Annotated in this window: 14 protein-coding genes and 1 pseudogene; 6 read left to right on the top strand and 9 right to left on the bottom strand. The window is 70.6% G+C overall.

Annotated features, from left to right (window positions below; genetic code table 11):
• Nucleotides 1–40: 40 nt before the first annotated feature.
• On the bottom strand, nucleotides 41–3,616 hold the full coding sequence (cobN, locus tag OCU_RS36790) for a cobaltochelatase subunit CobN (RefSeq protein ID WP_014380048.1): 3,576 nt from the start codon (nucleotides 3,614–3,616) through the stop codon (nucleotides 41–43).
• 56 nt (nucleotides 3,617–3,672) lie between these two features.
• Here cobN and OCU_RS36785 point away from each other — a divergent pair, with 56 nt between their 5' ends.
• On the top strand, nucleotides 3,673–3,873 hold the full coding sequence (locus OCU_RS36785) for a hypothetical protein (RefSeq protein WP_009953345.1): 201 nt from the start codon (nucleotides 3,673–3,675) through the stop codon (nucleotides 3,871–3,873).
• Between the two features lie 3 nt (nucleotides 3,874–3,876).
• Here OCU_RS36785 and OCU_RS36780 read toward each other — a convergent pair whose 3' ends face one another.
• The 4 genes from OCU_RS36780 to OCU_RS36765 all read right to left on the bottom strand — a co-directional run bounded on the left by OCU_RS36780 (nucleotide 3,877) and on the right by OCU_RS36765 (nucleotide 7,902).
• Entirely contained in the window at nucleotides 3,877–5,391 is a 1,515-nt protein-coding gene (locus OCU_RS36780) for a molybdopterin-dependent oxidoreductase (protein WP_373368551.1), read from the bottom strand.
• 138 nt (nucleotides 5,392–5,529) lie between these two features.
• Complete coding sequence (locus OCU_RS36775) at nucleotides 5,530–6,204, bottom strand: alpha/beta hydrolase family protein (protein WP_026071593.1); 675 nt, start codon at nucleotides 6,202–6,204, stop codon at nucleotides 5,530–5,532.
• 103 nt (nucleotides 6,205–6,307) lie between these two features.
• Nucleotides 6,308–7,063, bottom strand: a complete 756-nt coding sequence (locus OCU_RS36770) for an ABC transporter ATP-binding protein (protein ID WP_014380045.1) — start codon at nucleotides 7,061–7,063, stop codon at nucleotides 6,308–6,310.
• 11 nt (nucleotides 7,064–7,074) lie between these two features.
• On the bottom strand, nucleotides 7,075–7,902 hold the full coding sequence (locus OCU_RS36765; RefSeq protein WP_014382470.1) for an ABC transporter permease: 828 nt from the start codon (nucleotides 7,900–7,902) through the stop codon (nucleotides 7,075–7,077).
• Nucleotides 7,903–8,004: 102 nt separating this feature from the next.
• Between OCU_RS36765 and cobG the strand changes: the two genes are divergently transcribed.
• From cobG to OCU_RS36750, 3 genes are read left to right on the top strand one after another with little or no spacing between them, the layout of a single operon-like run.
• Nucleotides 8,005–9,105: a precorrin-3B synthase gene (gene cobG, locus OCU_RS36760; protein ID WP_014380043.1), complete on the top strand. Its 1,101-nt coding sequence runs from the start codon at nucleotides 8,005–8,007 to the stop codon at nucleotides 9,103–9,105.
• Nucleotides 9,106–9,124: 19 nt separating this feature from the next.
• Nucleotides 9,125–9,751, top strand: a complete 627-nt coding sequence (locus OCU_RS36755) for a precorrin-8X methylmutase (protein ID WP_008256356.1) — start codon at nucleotides 9,125–9,127, stop codon at nucleotides 9,749–9,751.
• Nucleotides 9,748–11,241 (top strand): precorrin-2 C(20)-methyltransferase, encoded by a 1,494-nt coding sequence (locus tag OCU_RS36750; protein WP_014380042.1) that lies wholly within the window; start codon nucleotides 9,748–9,750, stop codon nucleotides 11,239–11,241. The genes OCU_RS36755 and OCU_RS36750 overlap by 4 nt, the downstream gene beginning before the upstream one ends.
• 118 nt (nucleotides 11,242–11,359) lie before the next feature.
• On the opposite strand, the gene OCU_RS36745 is transcribed toward OCU_RS36750, so the two are convergent.
• Nucleotides 11,360–13,012, bottom strand: coding sequence for a PPE domain-containing protein (locus tag OCU_RS36745; protein WP_009953353.1), 1,653 nt, complete (start codon nucleotides 13,010–13,012; stop codon nucleotides 11,360–11,362).
• A gap of 61 nt (nucleotides 13,013–13,073) precedes the next feature.
• Here OCU_RS36745 and OCU_RS51830 point away from each other — a divergent pair.
• A pseudogene (locus tag OCU_RS51830) lies at nucleotides 13,074–13,832 on the top strand (DUF2275 domain-containing protein); the annotation flags it as partial.
• Nucleotides 13,833–13,994: 162 nt separating this feature from the next.
• Nucleotides 13,995–14,549, top strand: coding sequence for an RNA polymerase sigma factor SigC (sigC, locus tag OCU_RS51675; RefSeq protein WP_225324108.1), 555 nt, complete (start codon nucleotides 13,995–13,997; stop codon nucleotides 14,547–14,549).
• On the opposite strand, the gene OCU_RS36735 is transcribed toward sigC, so the two are convergent.
• The 3 genes from OCU_RS36735 to OCU_RS36725 are packed head-to-tail and all read right to left on the bottom strand — an operon-like array spanning nucleotide 14,538 to nucleotide 17,184.
• Nucleotides 14,538–15,266, bottom strand: a complete 729-nt coding sequence (locus OCU_RS36735) for a cobalt-precorrin-6A reductase (protein WP_009953355.1) — start codon at nucleotides 15,264–15,266, stop codon at nucleotides 14,538–14,540. The genes sigC and OCU_RS36735 overlap by 12 nt on opposite strands.
• Nucleotides 15,266–16,021 carry a precorrin-4 C(11)-methyltransferase gene (gene cobM / locus OCU_RS36730; protein WP_009953356.1) on the bottom strand — a complete coding sequence of 252 codons (756 nt, stop codon included), beginning with the start codon at nucleotides 16,019–16,021 and terminating at the stop codon, nucleotides 15,266–15,268. The genes OCU_RS36735 and cobM overlap by 1 nt, the downstream gene beginning before the upstream one ends.
• Nucleotides 16,018–17,184, bottom strand: coding sequence for a bifunctional cobalt-precorrin-7 (C(5))-methyltransferase/cobalt-precorrin-6B (C(15))-methyltransferase (locus OCU_RS36725; RefSeq protein ID WP_014380040.1), 1,167 nt, complete (start codon nucleotides 17,182–17,184; stop codon nucleotides 16,018–16,020). The genes cobM and OCU_RS36725 overlap by 4 nt, the downstream gene beginning before the upstream one ends.
• Nucleotides 17,185–17,194 lie beyond the last annotated feature (10 nt).

The raw sequence follows: 17,194 nt of genomic DNA, 5'->3' as shown, positions 1-17,194 counted from the left end.
AGTGCCGGGTGTGCTTCTCGCCGCATACTCGCGGGAGGGGTCAGCCCTCCAGGTCGCCCTCGGATTCCAACAGTGCCCGGCGCAGCCCGTCGAGGGTTTCCGGTTGCGGCTGCGCCCACATGCCGCGCCCGGCCGCCTCCAACAGCCGTTCGGCCATGCCGTGTAGCGCCCAGGGATTCGACTCGGCCATGAACTTCCGGTTCTCCGGGTCCAAAACGTAACGCTCGGTGAGCTGTTCGTACATCCAGTCGGCCATCACCTGAGCGGTCGCGTCGTAGCCGAACAGGTAGTCCACGGTCGCCGCCATCTCGAACGCGCCCTTGTATCCGTGCCGGCGCATCGCCGCCATCCAGCGCGGATTGATCACCCGGGCCCGGAACACGCGCGTGGTCTCCTCCGACAGGGTGCGGGTGCGGATCGCATCGGGGCGGGTGTTGTCGCCGATGTAGGCCGCGGGCGCTTGGCCGGTCAGCGCGCGCACGGTCGCCACCATGCCGCCGTGGTACTGGAAGTAATCGTCGGAGTCGGCGATGTCATGTTCACGGGTGTCGGTATTCTTGGCGGCCACCGCGATACGCCGATATTGCCGGTTCATGTCGTCGACTGCCTCGCGGCCGTCCAGGTCGCGTCCGTAGGCGAACCCGCCCCACGCGGTGTAGACCGCGGCGAGGTCAGCGTCATCACGCCAGTTGCGGCTGTCGATGAGCTGCAGCAGTCCGGCGCCGTAGGTTCCCGGCTTCGATCCGAAAATCCTTGTGGTCGAGCGGCGTTGATCGCCGTGCTGAGCCAGGTCGGCCTGGGCGTGGGCCCGCACGAAGTTGTCCTCGGCGGGTTCGTCGAGCCCGGCGACCAGCCGCACCGCGTCGTCGAGCATCGTCACCACGTGCGGGAAGGCGTCCCGGAAGAAGCCGGAGATCCGGACCGTCACGTCGATGCGGGGGCGCCCGAGCTCGGCCAGCGGTATCGGGGCGAGGTCGACGACACGGCGTGACGCGTCATCCCACACGGGCCGAACGCCCAGCAGCGCAAGCACTTCGGCGATGTCGTCGCCGGCGGTGCGCATCGCCGAGGTCCCCCACACCGACAGTCCCACCGATCGCGGCCACCGGCCGTGGTCGTCGCGGTAGCGGGCGAGCAGCGAATCCGCCAGCGCCACACCGGCTTCCCAGGCCAGCCGGGAGGGCACGGCCTTGGGGTCGACGGAGTAAAAGTTACGCCCGGTGGGCAACACGTTGACCAGGCCACGCAGCGGGGAGCCCGAGGGCCCGGCCGGGATGAATCGTCCGTCCAGGGCGCGCAGCACCTGCTCGATCTCGGCGGAGCTGCCGGCCAGCCGGGGCACCACTTCGGTGGCGGCGAACCGGAGGACCCGTGCCACCTCTGGGTTGTCGCTGAGCCCGTCGGCCGCATCGGGATCCCAGCCGGAGGCCTGCAGCGCCGCGACCAACTCCCGCGCCACCGTCTCGGTCGCGTCCACGCTGGTTCGTTCGTCGGTGCCGTCCTCGGCCAGACCCAACGCCTGGCGCAGGCCGGGAATGGCGTGCTCGCCGCCGAAGAGCTGGCGGGCACGCAGGATCGCCAGCACGAGGTCCAGTTCGGGCTCCCCCGTGGGCTTTTGGCCCAGGATGTGCAGGCCGTCGCGGATCTGGACATCCTTGATCTCGCACAGCCAGCCGTCGACGTGCAACAGCATGTCGTCGAACGAGTCCTCGGCGGGACGCTCGGTGAGCCCGAGATCGTGGTCCATCTTCGCGGCCCGGATGAGGGTCCAGATCTGCTGGCGGATCGCGGGCAGCTTGCCGGGATCCAGCGCGGCGACGTTGGCGTGCTCGTCAAGCAGCTGTTCCAAACGGGCTATGTCGCCGTAGGTTTCGGCGCGCGCCATCGGCGGGATGAGGTGGTCGACGAGCACCGCGTGCGCGCGCCGCTTGGCCTGGGTGCCCTCGCCGGGGTCATTGACCAGGAAGGGGTAGATCAGCGGCAGGTTGCCCAGCGCGGCATCGGGCGCGCAGCCCGCCGACATACCCAGGGTTTTGCCCGGCAGCCATTCCAGGTTGCCGTGTTTGCCCAGATGCACCACGGCGTGCGCCCCGAACCCGGTGTCCAGCCAGCGGTAGGCGGCCAGGTAGTGGTGGCTGGGCGGCAGGTCGGGATCGTGGTAGATGGCGACCGGGTTCTCGCCGAAGCCGCGGGGCGGCTGCACCATCAGCACCACGTTGTCCGATTTGATTGCGGCGATCACGATTTCACCGTCGGGATCGTTACTGCGGGCGACGAACAGCTCCCCCGGCGGCGGTCCCCAATGCTGGACGACGGCGTCGGTGAATTCGGCGGGCAGGGTCGCGAACCAGGCGCGGTAGTCGGTGGCGGACACGCGGATCGGGTTGCCGGCCAATTGGCCTTCGGTGAGCCAGTCGGGGTCTTGGCCGCCGCGTTCGATCAGCGCGTGAATCAAGGCGTCGCCGTCGTTTGCCTCGACGCCGGGCAAGTCACCGACGTGGTACCCGCGATCGCGCATCGCCCGCAGCAGCGCGACGGCGCTCGCGGGCGTGTCCAGGCCCACCGCGTTGCCGATGCGGGCGTGCTTGGTGGGATAGGCCGAAAACACCAGGGCGACCCGTTTGTCGGGCGGGGTGACGTGGCGCAGCTGCGCGTGCCGCACCGCCAGCCCGGCGACCCGGGCGCAGCGTTCCGCGTCCGCGACATAGGAGATCAGGCCGTCCTCGTCGATCTCTTTGAAGGAGAACGGGACCGTGATGATGCGGCCGTCGAACTCGGGCACCGCCACCTGACTGGCCACGTCGAGCGGACTAAGGCCGTCGTCGTTTTCGCACCACTGGGCGCGCGGGCTGGTCAGGCACAGCCCCTGCAGGATCGGAATATCCAGCGCGGCAAGGTGTTCGACGTTCCAGCTGTCGTCATCGCCGCCCGCGGACGCGGTGGCCGGTTTGAGTCCCCCGGCGGCCAGGACGGTCACGACCATCGCGTCGGCGGCGCTGAGCCGTTGCAGCAGTTCGGGTTCGGCGGTGCGCAGCGATGCGCAGTAGACGGGTAGCGGCCGTGCGCCGGCGTCCTCGATGGCCCCACACAGCGATTCGACGTAACCGGTGTTGCCGGCCAAGTGCTGAGCGCGGTAGTACAGCACGGCGATCGTCGGCCCATCGACATCCTTGGCATTCGGCCGCGCCAGCTCGCCCCAGGTCGGCGTCACGACCGGCGGGGTGAACCCGAACCCGGTCATCAGCACGGTGTCCGAGAGGAAGGCGTGCAGCTGGCGCAGGTTGTCCACGCCGCCGTGGGCCAGGTAGATGTGCGCCTGGACCGCGATGCCGGCCGCCAGCGTGGACAAGCCGGTCAGCTCGGCGTCGGCGGCCTGCTCGCCGCTGACCAGCACCGTGGGCACGCCGCTGGCGATCACCGTGTCGATCCCGCCCTGCCAGGCCCGGTAGCCGCCGAGGATCCGGACCACCACGATGGCGACGCCGGCCAGCAGGTCGGGCAGGTCGTCCTCCGAGAGCCGCGAGGGGTTGGCCCACCGGTAGTTTTTCCCGCTGGAACGGGCGCTGATCAGGTCCGTGTCGGATGTCGACAGCAGCAGGATGGTCGGTTCAGCCACCCGTCATTCGTACCGCAGCGGCTTCGGACGGCCGAATCGGCACGTAGGGTCCCTCTATGAGCAGAGGATTCGTCGTCACTTTCGCGGTTGGGCTGATCGTCGCGTTGTTCGGGGTGATCTGGGCACTGCAAGGGTTCGGGGTGCTTGGCGGCAGCCCGATGAGCAACACCACCACCTGGTCCGTCATCGGGCCGATCACAGCGCTCGTCGGCATAGCGATCGCGGTGATCAGTTGGCGGAAGCTCTCGTCGAAATAGTTGCTACGCCGGCACGACGGCGAAGTTCACCGTGTGCCAGCCGGTGGCGCCGTCGGGGACGGGATTGGCGCGCTCTTCGGTCTGGACGGCACCGGTGTTGTCGATGGCTCGCACGGTGATGGTTTCCCGCCCGGGGCTTTTCGCCTGCCACGGGAAGCGCCACAATCGCCATGTCTCATTGGAATAACTCGCGCCCAGTTCGGCCGGTTGCCAACCGCCGTCGCCAATGCGGACTTCGACCGCCCGCACGCCACGATTTTGGGCCCACGCAACGCCGCCGAACACCACCGGCCCCACCGGCACCGTCTGGCCGCCCCTGGGCACGTCGATCCGCGACTCCGTCTTGATGGGCGCCTGCGCCGCCCAGCCCTGCCGCGTCCAGTAGGCCTTGGCCCGATCGAACCGGGTCAGCTCCAAATCCACCACCCACTTGGTGGCCGAGACGTAGCCATAGAGTCCCGGCACCACCATGCGGGCCGGGTAGCCGTGCTCGGCCGGCAGCGGTTGACCGTTGAGGCCGACCGCCAGCAACGCGTCGCGACCGTCCGTGACCGCTTGCACAGGGGTGCCGACGGTGAATCCCTCGATCGACGTTGAGAGCACCATGTCGGCATCGAGGTGCACACCGGCCGTCGCCAGCAGCTCCGCCAGCCGGTAGCCGGTCCAGATGCCCGTTGAAATGAGATCTCCACCAACGGGATTGGATACACATGTCAACGTGGTCACCGTCTCGACGATGTCGAAGCGGGCGAGGTCGTCGAAGCTCAAGGTGATCTCGCGGTCCACCATCCCATGGATCCGCAGGCGCCAGTCGCCGCGGCTGAGCTGGGGAACGCTGAGCGCGGTGTCGACCCGGTAGAAGTCAGCACTTGAAGTGATAAAGCTCGGCAACGCAACGCCTTTCGGCTGCACTTCGGCCGGTATCGGACGCGCCGGGGATCGTGGCCGGGGTAGGGCGAACGTCTTACGGTCGGCTTCCACCGAATGCGCCAGCCGGGTACCGAACGCCCCCACTACCCCACTGACGACGCCCAGTCCGAGCAACCCGTACATGACCAGCCTGCGCCGGCTTGGATGTGCCAGCTCCTGGTCGTCTGCGTCGTCATCCGGCTCAGGCGAGAACCGCCGGGCGAGCACCCGCAGCACCCCTACGCCACACGCGGCACCGACGATGGTGGGGAGCGTGTCGAGCGCCGTCCCGCCTGGTCGCGACAGCACGGCGATGCAGCCGAGGACGCCCGCCGCGGCGATCACCACGCTGCCGAACGGGCGGCGCCGCGTCTCGAGGGTCCCGGCGATCGCCGCGATCGCCGCGATCACCACGAGCAAGACGACGGCCAGAAAGGGTTTGTCCAGCGGGCCAAGCGTTTGGATGGCCCACTCTTTGACGGGGCCCGGTGTCAGGTCGACGACCGCAGAACCCACGGCGGCGCGGGGTTCGGCCCGCGCACCGAACGGGATGCTGGCCAGTTGGGTGACACCGAGCGCGACGGAGGCAGCGGCGACCCCGGCGATCATCCGGTCATTCGACGAAGCCGCGGCCACCGACGTCACTTTACTCGCGCTTCCTCCCCTCCCGGAAAACTCTTGCGGCACAGCGCTGGTGGCGTCGAGCGGGGTGGCGTCTGAGCCTCGCGGGCGGGTGATTCGCGTCGGTCAGTGACCGATCAGGGCCGAAATCCGCGTGGCGACCTCCCCGGCGACGCGCAGCGCCTCCTCGCTCGTGCCGGGCCCGTAGCGATCCGCCACCGGGTCGTAGTCGGCGCCGGCGATGGAACCATGGTCGGCGTCGAGCTCCACCAACTCGACCGGCCAGCCGACGCGGCCCAGGGCGGCGGCGAACTCCCGGCTGGCACTCACGGGGACGGCGTCGTCGGCCAGCCCGTGCAGCAGCGTGAACGGCGTGCCGGCGCGGCCATCCGATAGCGCGTCGGTCGGCGCCTGACCGGAGAGCGGATCGGGCGCCATGAACGCGCCGGCCAGGCACACGGTGTGGACGAGGGCGGCGTCGAACCGCGCCGGGTTGAGCGTCAGACCCGCCGCGGCGCAACCGCCCATGGACCACCCGACGAGCACGATGCCGTTGCCGGGGCCCGCGAAGTCGCGGGTGAAGTCGAGCGATCCCAACAGATCCGCCCGGCCGCCGTCGTCGGCGTGGGAATTCCAGTCCGGCGCCACGACGGCCGCGCCGCGGTCGCTGAGCATGCCGGCCAGGGGTCCGAAGGCCGCGCGGGCATCGGTCTGCATGCCGTGCCACAGCAGGACGGTGGGACGTCGGGAGTCGCCGAAGACGTCGGCTAAGCGTCCGGGGGCGTATTCCACCGTGTCCACGGCCACGAGTGTGCCCCGGGGGCCGTGATCCCAAACGGCGAGCCGGGCGATGCCGTTGCGGTGGAGTTCGATTCGACGTCGCAAGGATCGGCCGGTTCTCGGTTCACGATTGCACACCTAGTCGATCCAGCAACTCGGCGCGATGCCGCTCGGTATGGGCACCGGGATGACCGGGTGTGCGGCGCGGCTCGTCGATCGTCACCGTGTGGATGATGCGCCCGTCCTCGAGCACCAGCACGCGGTCGGCCAACGCCACCGCCTCGTCGACGTCATGGGTGATCAGCAACACCCCGAACCCGTGCCGGCGCCACAGGTCCAGCAACAAGGCGTGCATCGTCAACCGGGTCAACGCGTCCAGCGCCCCGAACGGCTCGTCGAGCAGCAGCAGCCGCGGCTCGGCGACCAACGCCCGCGCGAGCGAAACCCGTTGCGCCTGCCCGCCGGACAGGGTCAACGGCCAGGACCCGGCGTGGTCGGTCAGCCCGACGTCGGCCAGCGCACGCTCGGCGCGCTGTCGCACCTGCGGCCGCGGGAGGCGGCTGCGGGTGAGGCCGTAGCCGACGTTGGTGCGCACGTCGCGCCACGGAAAGAGCCGCGGTTCCTGGAAGGCCAGGGCCGGGGCGCCGGCCACCACGCGCTCGCCGCTGTGGTCACGCGAGAGCCCGGCCAGCACCCGCAGCACCGTCGACTTGCCGGACCCGCTGCGCCCGACCAGCGCGACGATCTCGCCGCCGCGCACCCGCACCGAAACGTCTTTGAGGACATGGCGATTCCCGTACCACTTGTCGACGTGGCGCAGCTCCCCCGCGACCTCGGTCCGCACCCGCGGGTGGGCGTCGGATTCTGCGATGACTGTCAACCGTGAACCTTTCAGTGTCGGTAGCGCAGGGCGCGGCGCTCGATGAGGCGGACGATCGCGTCGGTGACGATGCCCAGCAGCGCATAGATGGTCAGTCCGAAGATGATGATGTCGATCCGCAGAAAATCTCGGGCGTTGTTGATCAGGAAGCCAATTCCCTTGTCGGCGTTGATCTGCTCGGCGACGATCAAGGTCAGCCACGCGATCGCCAGCGACTGCCGAAACCCGACGAGCACTTGCGGCGCCGCGCTGGGCACGAGAATGCGGGTGAACCGCTGCGCGAACGAAAAGCCCAGCACCTGAGCGGTTTCTACCATTTTGGGATCGACCTGGCGGATCGCCGAGAAGGTGTTCAGGTAGAGCGGGAAGACCACCCCCAGCGCCACCAGCAGGACCTTGGGCAGCTCGCCGATCCCGAACCACAGGATGAACAGGGGGATCAGGCCCAGGTGCGGCAGCGCGCGGATCATCTGCATGGGCGGGTCCACGGTGGCTTCGAGCCAACGGGACAGTCCGACCGCCGCGCCCGCGCCGACCCCGATCACCCCACCCAGGACCAGCCCCTCGACAACCCGGACGGAGGAGACCTGCAGCGCGGCGGCGAGCTGGCCGTCACGGATCAACTCGACTCCGGCCTCGACGATCAGCGACGGCGCGGGCAGCACATCTTGCGGGATGACACCGACCGCGCTGCCCAGCTGCCACAGGGCCAGCAACGCCAGCGGGGAAGCGATGCGCACGATTTCCCATTTGCGGCGCGCCCATAACCCGCCAGGTGCGCCGGTTTGGGCGCTCCTGGGCTGTTTCGGCGCAGCGTCGAGCGCGGTGGCAATGCTCACCGTGCCGACGGTAGGGCGCGACCGTTGCCGTGGGTAAGGGTTTACGTCTGTCTGAAGCCAATGTCGGCCGCCGTGTTCAGCCGGGGGCCGTACCGTGGACGGGTGGCCAGGACGCGTGACACCGACGCTTGCCCGGGTGCGCTGCAGGTGCACCAGGCCGCCGACGGCGCTTTGGCGCGGGTGCGGTTACCCGGGGGCATGCTCACGGCCGCGCAGCTGGCGGCGTTGAGCGCCGCCGCCACGCAGTCAGGGTCGGGAACGCTCGAACTCACCGCGCGGGGCAACGTGCAGTTGCGCGGGCTGACCGACGTCACCGCGGTGGCCGAGACGCTGGCGGCCGCAGGCCTGTTGCCGTCGACGACGCATGAGCGCGTCCGCAACATCGTCGCGTCGCCGCTGTCGGGGCGGGCCGGGGGCGACGTCGACGTGCGCGGCTGGGTCGGCGACCTGGACGCCGCGACCTGCGCGGCGCCACGCCTCGCGGACCTGGGCGGCCGGTTCTGGTTCAGCCTCGACGACGGGCGGGCCGACGTGTCCGGTCTGCGCGCCGACATCGGCGTGCATGCGTCGCCCGACGGTTGCGCGCTGCTGCTCGCCGGACGTGACACCGGCGTGCGGCTGGCCCCCGGTGAGGTGGTGGAGACGCTCGTCGCTCTCGCGACGCGCTTCGTCGAGATCCGCGAAACCGCCTGGCGCGTCCAGGAATTGGCTGACCTCCGTCGGCTACTACCCGACGCCGAGCCGGGTGGGACACCTTTTCCCGTCGTCACCAAGGCGCCGGTGGGCTGGATCGGTCAGGATGACGGCCGGGTGACGCTGGGGGCCGCGGTGCCGCTGGGTGTGCTGCCCGCGCGGGTCGCGGAGTACCTGGCCGCGATCGAGGCGCCGCTGGTGATCACCCCGTGGCGCTCGGTGCTGGTGTGCGATCTGCAGGAATCCGTCGCCGACACCGCGCTGCGCGTGCTGGCACCGTTGGGGCTGGTGTTCGACGAGAACTCCCCCTGGCTGACCGTGAGCGCCTGCACGGGCAGCCCCGGGTGTGCGCACTCGGCCGCCGACGTGCGGGCCGACGCCGCCCAGGCGTTGGACGCCGACGTCACGCAGCACCGGCACTTCGTGGGCTGCGAGCGCGCCTGCGGCAGCCCGCCGGCCGGTCAGGTGCTGGTCGCCACCGGCGACGGATACCGGATGCTGCGAACCTGACAAGCCTTAGGGTGAGCGGGTGCTCGACTACATCCGCGATGCCGCGGAGATCTATCGCCAGTCGTTCGCGACCATTCGCGCCGAGGCCGACCTGGCCCGATTCCCCGCCGACGTGGCCCGCGTCGTCGTCCGGTTGATCCACACGTGTGGCCAGGTCGACGTCGCCGAGCACGTCGCGTTCACCGACGACGTCGTCGAGCGCGTCGGCGCGGCCCTGCGCGGCGGCGCCCCGGTGTTGTGCGACTCGTCGATGGTGGCCGCGGGGATCACCACCGCACGGCTGCCCGCCGGCAACGAGGTTGTGTCGCTGGTGGCCGACCCGCGGGCGGCCGAGCTGGCCGCGCGCCGGCAGACCACCCGTTCGGCGGCCGGGGTCGAGCTGTGGGCCGAGCGGCTCGACGGCGCCGTGCTGGCCATCGGCAACGCACCGACGGCCCTGTTCCGGCTGCTCGAATTGATCGACGAGGGGCTTGCGCCGCCGGCCGGCGTGCTCGGTGGGCCGGTGGGATTCGTCGGGTCGGCGCAGTCCAAGCAGGAGCTCGTCGACCGTCCGCGCGGAATGTCGTATCTGGTGGTGCAGGGCCGCCGGGGCGGCAGCGCCATGGCCGCCGCGGCCGTCAACGCGATCGCGAGCGACGCCGAATGACCGCCCGGGGGACGCTGTGGGGCGTCGGGCTGGGGCCTGGCGACCCGGAACTGGTGACCGTCAAGGCCGCGCGGGTGATCGGCGAGGCCGACGTGGTCGCCTATCACAGCGCCCGGCACGGCCGCAGCATCGCGCGCGGCATCGCCGAACGGTATCTGCGGCCCGGCCAGATCGAGGAGCACCTGGTCTACCCGGTGACGACCGAGGTGACCGACCACCCGGGCGGCTATGCCGGCGCGCTCGAGGACTTCTACGCCGAGGCCACCGAACGCATCGCCGCCCACCTGGACGCCGGGCGCAACGTGGCCCTGCTGGCCGAGGGCGACCCGCTGTTCTACAGCTCCTACATGCATCTGCACACGCGGCTGACCGAGCGATTCGACGCGGTCATCGTTCCGGGCGTGACGTCGGTAAGCGCCGCGTCGGCGGCCATCGCCACGCCGCTGGTGGCCGGCGACGAGGTGCTGTCGGTGCTGCCGGGCACGTTGCCGGTGGCCGAACTGACCCGCCGGCTCGCCGACGCCGACGCCGCCGTGGTCCTCAAGTTGGGACGCTCGTACCACGCTGTGCGGGAAGCGCTTTCGGCGTCAGGGCAGCTTGACGACACGTTCTACGTCGAACGCGCCAGCAGCGCCGGTCAGCGCATCCTGCCCGCCGCGGAGGTCGACGAGACCAGCGTGCCGTACTTCTCGCTGGCCATGCTGCCGGGCGGCCGCCGGCTGCACCGGCGCGCCCCCGAGGGGCAGGCGACGGGCAGCGTCGCGGTGGTGGGCCTGGGCCCCGGCGATGCGGACTGGATGACGCCGCAGAGCCGGCGGGAGCTGGCCGCGGCGACCGACCTGATCGGCTACGGCGGTTACCTGGATCGCGTCCCGGTGCACGAGGGCCAGCAGCGGCACCCCAGCGACAATCGTGACGAGCCCGAGCGCGCGCGGCTGGCCTGCGCGCTGGCCGAGCAGGGCCGGGCCGTGGCGGTGGTGTCGTCGGGCGACCCGGGTGTCTTCGCGATGGCGACCGCGGTGCTGGAAGAGGCCAAACAATGGCCGGGCGTGCAGATCCGGGTGATCCCGGCGATGACTGCGGCCCAGGCGGTGGCCAGCCGGGTCGGCGCGCCCCTGGGCCACGACTACGCGGTGATCTCGCTGTCCGATCGGCTCAAGCCGTGGGAGGTGATCTCCGCGCGGCTTGAGGCCGCCGCGGCCGCCGACCTGGTGCTGGCGATCTACAACCCGGCGTCGAAGACGCGGACATTGCAGGTCGGGGCGATGCGTGACATTCTGCTCGCCCACCGCGAGCCGGGCACGCCGGTGGTGATCGGCCGCAACGTGTCGGGCGACGACGAAGACGTCCGCGTCGTCCGGCTGGCCGATCTCAACCCGGCCGAGATCGACATGCGCTGCCTGCTGATCGTCGGGTCATCGCAAACGCAGTGGTACTCAGCCGATTCCGCCGAGGACCGGGTCTTCACTCCCCGGCGCTATCAGCCGTAGGGCTCAGTCTGATTGCCCTACTCCTCCGCACCCCGCCACGCGGGCTGCATCGTCGTAGAGCTCAGTCCGATTGCCCTACTCCTCCGCACCCCGCTACGCGCGCTGCATCGTCGTAGAGCTAGTCGCGGTCCCAGGTGCTCGGCATCATCGGCACGCTGGGGCCGTCGCTGAACCCGTCGCGGGTCAGCGTCGCCAATCCGGCGGCCCGGGCCGCGTCGGGTTTGGCTGCGGCACCGGCGAATCCGAGCGGCCCCGCACTGTCCTCGGAGGGCCGTGCGGCGAATGGGTCCCCGCTATCGACGCCCGGGTCCCCATCCTGGTCCAGGTCCATGAATTCGTAGCGGTAGGCGCGTTCGGTGGCGGTTCCGCCGCGGCGCCGACGGGCCCGGGCCTTCTTCTTGGCCGCGGCGGCCGCGGCCGCACCCGCGGGCGCCTCGACGTCGTCCGACGACGGCTCCTCCGACTTGCGCCGTGACCGGCTGCTCGCGCTGCCGCGCGCCGACAGTCCCGACAACCCCACCGCATACAGGGCGTTGGAGAGGCCCGCGCCGATTCCGTCGGTCGCCGTCGGACCGAAGCCCACCCCGGGTCCGCCACCGACCGGTCCGCCGCCGGCCGACCCGGCGACCGTCGTCGCGGGGGCGGTGGACGGTGCCGACACGTGGCTGACACTAGCGGGCGCAGTGGCAATCGTCGGCGCCGGAGCAACCAACGGTGCGGGCGCCGCCGCGACGGCCGGCAGGGGCGGGGCAGACGCGAGCGGGATCCCGACGCTGATCGCGGTGACCGCCGCAGCCGCCCCACCGGCCGCGGCCGCACCGATGGCGGCAACGACGACCGGCGCCAGCACCACGGCCATCTGGATCGCCAGCTGGATGAACGGCCAGAAGATCATCAAGGTGTGGAAGATGGCCCAACCCAGCGCCGTCGACAGCGCCGGGGACAGTCCCAGCTGCCCGAAGAACGAGGCGAGACTGTTGACCCACGGCACCGGCGGGAACGGCCACCCACCGGGGTTGAGGTCCTTGGACACCGGCCACGCGAAATTCTGGGTGTACTGCTGCAGCCACTTGGTCAGCTGATCCATCCAGGACGGGTACTGCGTCGTGGTGGTGGCCTGCTGCTGGGCGCTCGAGGTGTCGGCGTTGTTGAGGTTGGAGCCGGAATCCGTCGCCGGCGCCACGGCGGCCGCTTGCATCGCCGCGGCGCCGGCGGTCCCCGCCTCGGCGCCCGGGACGACGATCGGCGGCGCGGGGGTGGTCGGCGGGACCGCGGCCAGCGCGGATTCGCTGACGGCCTGATAGGTGGTCATCGTCGTCGCGGCCTGCACCCACATGCGCGCGTAATCAGCTTCGTTGACGGCGATCGGGATGGTGTTGATGCCGAAGAAGTTCGTGGCGACCAGCGCCCCGTGCACCGCGTGGTTTGCCGTGAGTTCGCCCATCGTGGGCATGGCGGCTAACGCGGCGGTGTAGGCGGTGGCCGCGGTCTCGTGCAGGCTGGCCGCGGTTGCGCTCTTGGCCGCGCTCTCCACCAGCCAGGCCTGGTAGGGGACGTGCGCGGCCACGTACTGGTCGGCGCTGGGCCCGTCCCACGCGCCGGCCTGCACGGCGCCGAGCAACCCGCTGAGCTCGGCCGCGGCGGTGGCGTAGTCGGTGCTCATCGACGACCATGCCGTCGCCGCGGCCAGCAGCGGGGCGGGGCCGGGGCCGCTGCTGAGCAAGGTCGAGTGCACTTCGGGCGGAAACGCGGCAAAGATCGGGGCGGTCATCGTCTAGGGCCTTCAGGCAAGAACACGAATACCTCTTCGGAATCTCGTGGATGGGCTGGCGATGCGTACGACCAGAGGTCGGTTGCGGCGGCGGTTTAGTTCCCCGCCATTTCGTCCGGGTGCCAAAAAGCCGGGCTTCTTTGCGCGCGAACGGTCGTGCTGCAACGATGCAGGGATGCGGTGTGACGTTGCGCGTGAAGCGCTGTCGGCTCGATTGGATGGCGAGCGACCCCAGGTGCTCGCGCAACAGGTCGACGCCCACCTTGAATCGTGCCGCAGTTGCCGTTCCTGGCTTATCGGGGCGGCGGCGCAGACCCGTCGGTTCGCCTCGGTGGCGCCCGGCGAGGGACCCGACCTGGTCGACAAGATCATGGCCAGCATCGACGACCAAGCCTCCGGACACCCGAGGTGGATGCGCTGGTTGCGGTCGCACTACCGGCGCTGGGGTTTGATCGCGGTGGGCCTGTTCCAGGTGGCGATCGCCGCGGCCCAGATCAGTGGCGTCGATTTCGGCATGGTGTCCGGTCACATGCACGGCGCGATGTCGGGCGAGCACCTGATGCACGAGTCGACGGCGTGGTTGTTGGCGTTGGGCCTGGCGATGGTCGCCGCCGGCGTCTGGCCCGCCTCCGCGTCGGGCGTGGCGGCGATCACCGGCGTGTATTCCGTTGCGCTGCTTGGTTATGTGATTGTCGACGCCTTCGACGGACAGGTCACGGCCACCCGGATCGCCAGCCACATGCCGCTGTTGTTGGGCCTGGCATTCGCGTTGTTGGTGGCGCGCGAGCGCGTGGGCTCGCACCGGCGGCACGGCTCGGATGGCGCGGTCGACGCCGACTATCCCGCCTCGGCGGCCGGCCCGTCGAGCGGTCGGCGGCGCGGGCACCTGCGGCCGATCAACCACGCCGCCCCCGACCACGCCGCGCCCTCTACGACGACCCGTCGTAGGATCGGAAAACCCGCGCAACTAAGGTGGTTGAGCATGATCGCGCCGAGCGACGACGAGGCGGTAACCGAGCTCGCTTTGTCCGCCGCGCGCGGGAACGCGCGAGCGCTCGAGGCGTTCATCAAAGCCACCCAGCAAGACGTGTGGCGGTTCGTCGCCTACCTCTCCGATGCCGGCAACGCCGACGATCTGGCCCAAGAGACTTTCCTGCGCGCCATCGGCGCCATCGAGCGGTTCTCCGGACGCTCGAGCGCCCGGACGTGGCTGCTGTCCATCGCGCGCCGGGTCGTGGCCGATCACATCCGCCAGCTGCAGTCGCGGCCGCGTGCCGCGCTGGGCGCCGATCCCGAACACGTGGTGCGCGGCGACCGCAACGCCCGCGGGTTCGAAGACCTCGTTGAGGTTACGACGATGATCGCCGGCCTCAATCCCGAACAGCGGGAAGCGCTTTTGCTCACCCAGTTGCTCGGGCTGCCTTACGCCGACGCCGCCGCGGTGTGCGGTTGCCCGGTGGGCACCATCCGCTCCCGGGTCGCGCGCGCCCGCGATGCGCTGCTGGCCGACGGCGAGCGCAGCGACCTAACCGGCTAGCGCGCCAACCCATTCCGCGGCGTCGGCCACGGTGCCGACGGTGGTGACGCCCTCCGGTAGCGGCGGGCGCGCCACCATCACCACCGGCACCTCGAGCGCAGCGGCGGCATCCAGTTTGGCCCGCGTCATCTGCCCGCCGCTGTTCTTGGTGACGAGCGCGTCGATGCGGTGCTCGCGCAACAGCGCGACTTCCTCGTCGTAGCGGTACGGGCCACGCGAGAGCACCAGCCGGTGATGGCGCGGCAGCGAGGCGCTGTCGGGTTCGGTGACCGCCCGGATCAAAAACCACGCGTCGCTGCCGGCGAAGGCGTGGACGCCGGAGCGACCGGTGGTGAGGAAGATGCGTGAATAGCCCTGCCGGGCAACCGTTTGCGCCGCATGCCTGTCCGACCCGACGACAAGTGCCTCGCCGGGATCCCAGGCCGGGCGCGCCAGGATCAGATGAGGTATCCGCAATTGGCCGCATGCGGTGGCGGCGTGCGCCGTCATGGTGGCCGCGAACGGGTGGGTGGCGTCGACGACGGCGTCGATGCCCTCGTCGCGCAGCCAGCGCCGCAGGCCGTCCACGCCGCCGAAGCCGCCGATGCGCACGGGGCCGACGGGCAGCGCCGGGTCCGGCACCCGGCCCGCCAGGGAGCTGATGACGTCGACGCGGGGGTGCAGGGTTTTCGCCAGCGCGCGCGCCTCGCCGGTGCCGCCGAGCAGCAGGACTCGCATCAATGCCTGCTCCCCCGGGCCCGCCCGGTCGAATACAGATAGCTGTCGGTGAATTCCCCCGCGGTCAGCGCGTCGCCGACGAGGATGACCGCGGTCTTGGTGATGTTGGCCTCGTGCATCTGGGCGGCGATGTCGGCAAGCGTGCCGCGCAGCACCGTCTCCTGCGGCCAGCTCGCGAAAGCCACGACGGCGACGGGTGTTTCGGAGCGGTAGCCGCCGTCGAGCAGTTGCGGAACGATGGCGTCGATCTGGGCGGCCGCCAGATGCAGGACCAGGGTGGCGCCGGATCGGGCGAGCGTCGCCAGGTCTTCGCCGGGCGGCATCGCCGTCGACAGGGTCGCCACCCGGGTCAGCGTCACCGTCTGCGCGACGCCGGGGACGGTGAGCTCGCGCTTCAGGGCGGCCGCAGCGGCGGCGAAAGCCGGTACGCCCGGCACGATTTCGTAGTCGATGCCCAGCGCGTCGAGCCGGCGGCACTGTTCGGCCAGCGCGCTGTACAGCGACGGGTCGCCGGAGTGCAGCCGCGCCACGTCGTGTCCTGCGGCATGCGCCTCACGTAGTTCGGCGATGATCTGTTCCAGCGTGAGCGGGCCCGTGTCAACGATTTTCGCGTCCTGCGGGCAGAGCGCCAGCAGGTCGTCGGGCATGATCGACCCGGCGTACAGGCACACGGGGCAGGTTTGGAGGAGCCGTTGACCGCGGACGGTGATCAGGTCGGCGGCGCCCGGCCCGGCGCCGATGAAATATACCGTCATTTGGTCATCACCCACTGGGTGACCGGGTAGTGCGGCTGCCAGCCCGTGAAGGCGCCCAGGGCCTTGCCGTGATAGTGCTGGAAGCGTCGCAGCTCACCGCCGAGGCGCGTATATGCCTGTGTGACAGCGGCTTCCGATTCGGTGGTGACCACGTTGGCGACAAGCCGCCCGCCGGCGGGCAGGTGGTCGAGGCAGGCGTCGAGCAGGCCGGGCTGGGTCAGGCCGCCGCCGATGAAGATCGCCGACGGCGGCGCGGCGCCGTCAAAGGCCTCGGGGGCGTCGCCGCGCACCTCGATGCCGACGCCGAAAGCCGCGGCATTGCGCTCGAGGTTGTGACGGCGTTGTACGTCGCGTTCGAAGGCTATTGCGCCGCAACCCGGTCCGCTGAGGCACCACTCGACGCCGATGCTGCCCGAGGCCGCGCCGACGTCCCATAACCGCTCCCCCGGCCGCGGCGCCAGGGCGGCCAGCGTCACCGCGCGGATGCCCTGTTTGGTGATCTGGCCGTCGTGGGTGAATGCGTCGTCGGGTATTGGGGAGACGCGTTCGTCGGGCAGGTAGCGCACGGCGATCACGTTGAGGTCGTCGACGTGGCCGGGCGCGCCGCCGGCCCAGTCGCGGGCGGTGCCGTCGCGGCGGTGTTCGTCTGGGCCGCCGAGCCTTTCGAGCACGGTGAGCTGCGAATCACCGCGGCCGTGCGCGTTGAGCAGGGCGGCCAGCTCGGTGGGGGTGGATCTGCCTTGCGACAACACGATCGCCTGGCCGCCGCGGCGCACCGCGGTGTGCGGTTGCGCGGTGACGAGGCTGATCACCTCGGTGTCGTGGACGTTCCAGCCCATCCGCGCGCACGCCAGCGTCACCGAGGACACGTGCGGCAGCACCCGTACCTTCTCGGGGCCGTGCAGGCGGATCAGTGTGCCGCCGATGCCGTGCAGTAGCGGGTCGCCGCTGGCCACCACGTGGATGTCGTCGTCCACCGGCAGCGCTTCCAGGGCGGGCAGCATCGGCGAGGGCCACTCCCGGCGGCGCGCGGGCACCGTGTCGTCGAGCAGGTCAAGTTGGCGCTGGGAGCCGTAAATAACTGTGGCCCTTCGTAATTCGGCTCGCGATGCTTCGGCGAGACCGGCCATGCCGTCGGCGCCGATACCGACCACGACGATCACGAGCGCGACC

This window comes from Mycobacterium intracellulare ATCC 13950, assembly GCF_000277125.1.
Classification (GTDB): domain Bacteria; phylum Actinomycetota; class Actinomycetes; order Mycobacteriales; family Mycobacteriaceae; genus Mycobacterium; species Mycobacterium intracellulare.
Note: the sequence above shows the minus strand (reverse complement) of the source record. Positions and strands in the feature narration are given on the sequence as shown.

Excerpts from the sequence above, each read along its gene's own strand:
- OCU_RS36735 (WP_009953355.1), bottom strand. The coding sequence starts at position 15,266 with ATGCGAGTCCTGCTGCTCGGCGGCACCGGCGAGGCGCGCGCGCTGGCG.
- sigC (WP_225324108.1), top strand. The coding sequence starts at position 13,995 with ATGATCGCGCCGAGCGACGACGAGGCGGTAACCGAGCTCGCTTTGTCC.
- OCU_RS36750 (WP_014380042.1), top strand. The coding sequence starts at position 9,748 with ATGACCGCCCGGGGGACGCTGTGGGGCGTCGGGCTGGGGCCTGGCGAC.
- OCU_RS36785 (WP_009953345.1), top strand. The coding sequence starts at position 3,673 with ATGAGCAGAGGATTCGTCGTCACTTTCGCGGTTGGGCTGATCGTCGCG.
- OCU_RS36780 (WP_373368551.1), bottom strand. The coding sequence starts at position 5,391 with ATGATCGCCGGGGTCGCCGCTGCCTCCGTCGCGCTCGGTGTCACCCAA.
- cobM (WP_009953356.1), bottom strand. The coding sequence starts at position 16,021 with ATGACGGTATATTTCATCGGCGCCGGGCCGGGCGCCGCCGACCTGATC.
- OCU_RS36745 (WP_009953353.1), bottom strand. The coding sequence starts at position 13,012 with ATGACCGCCCCGATCTTTGCCGCGTTTCCGCCCGAAGTGCACTCGACC.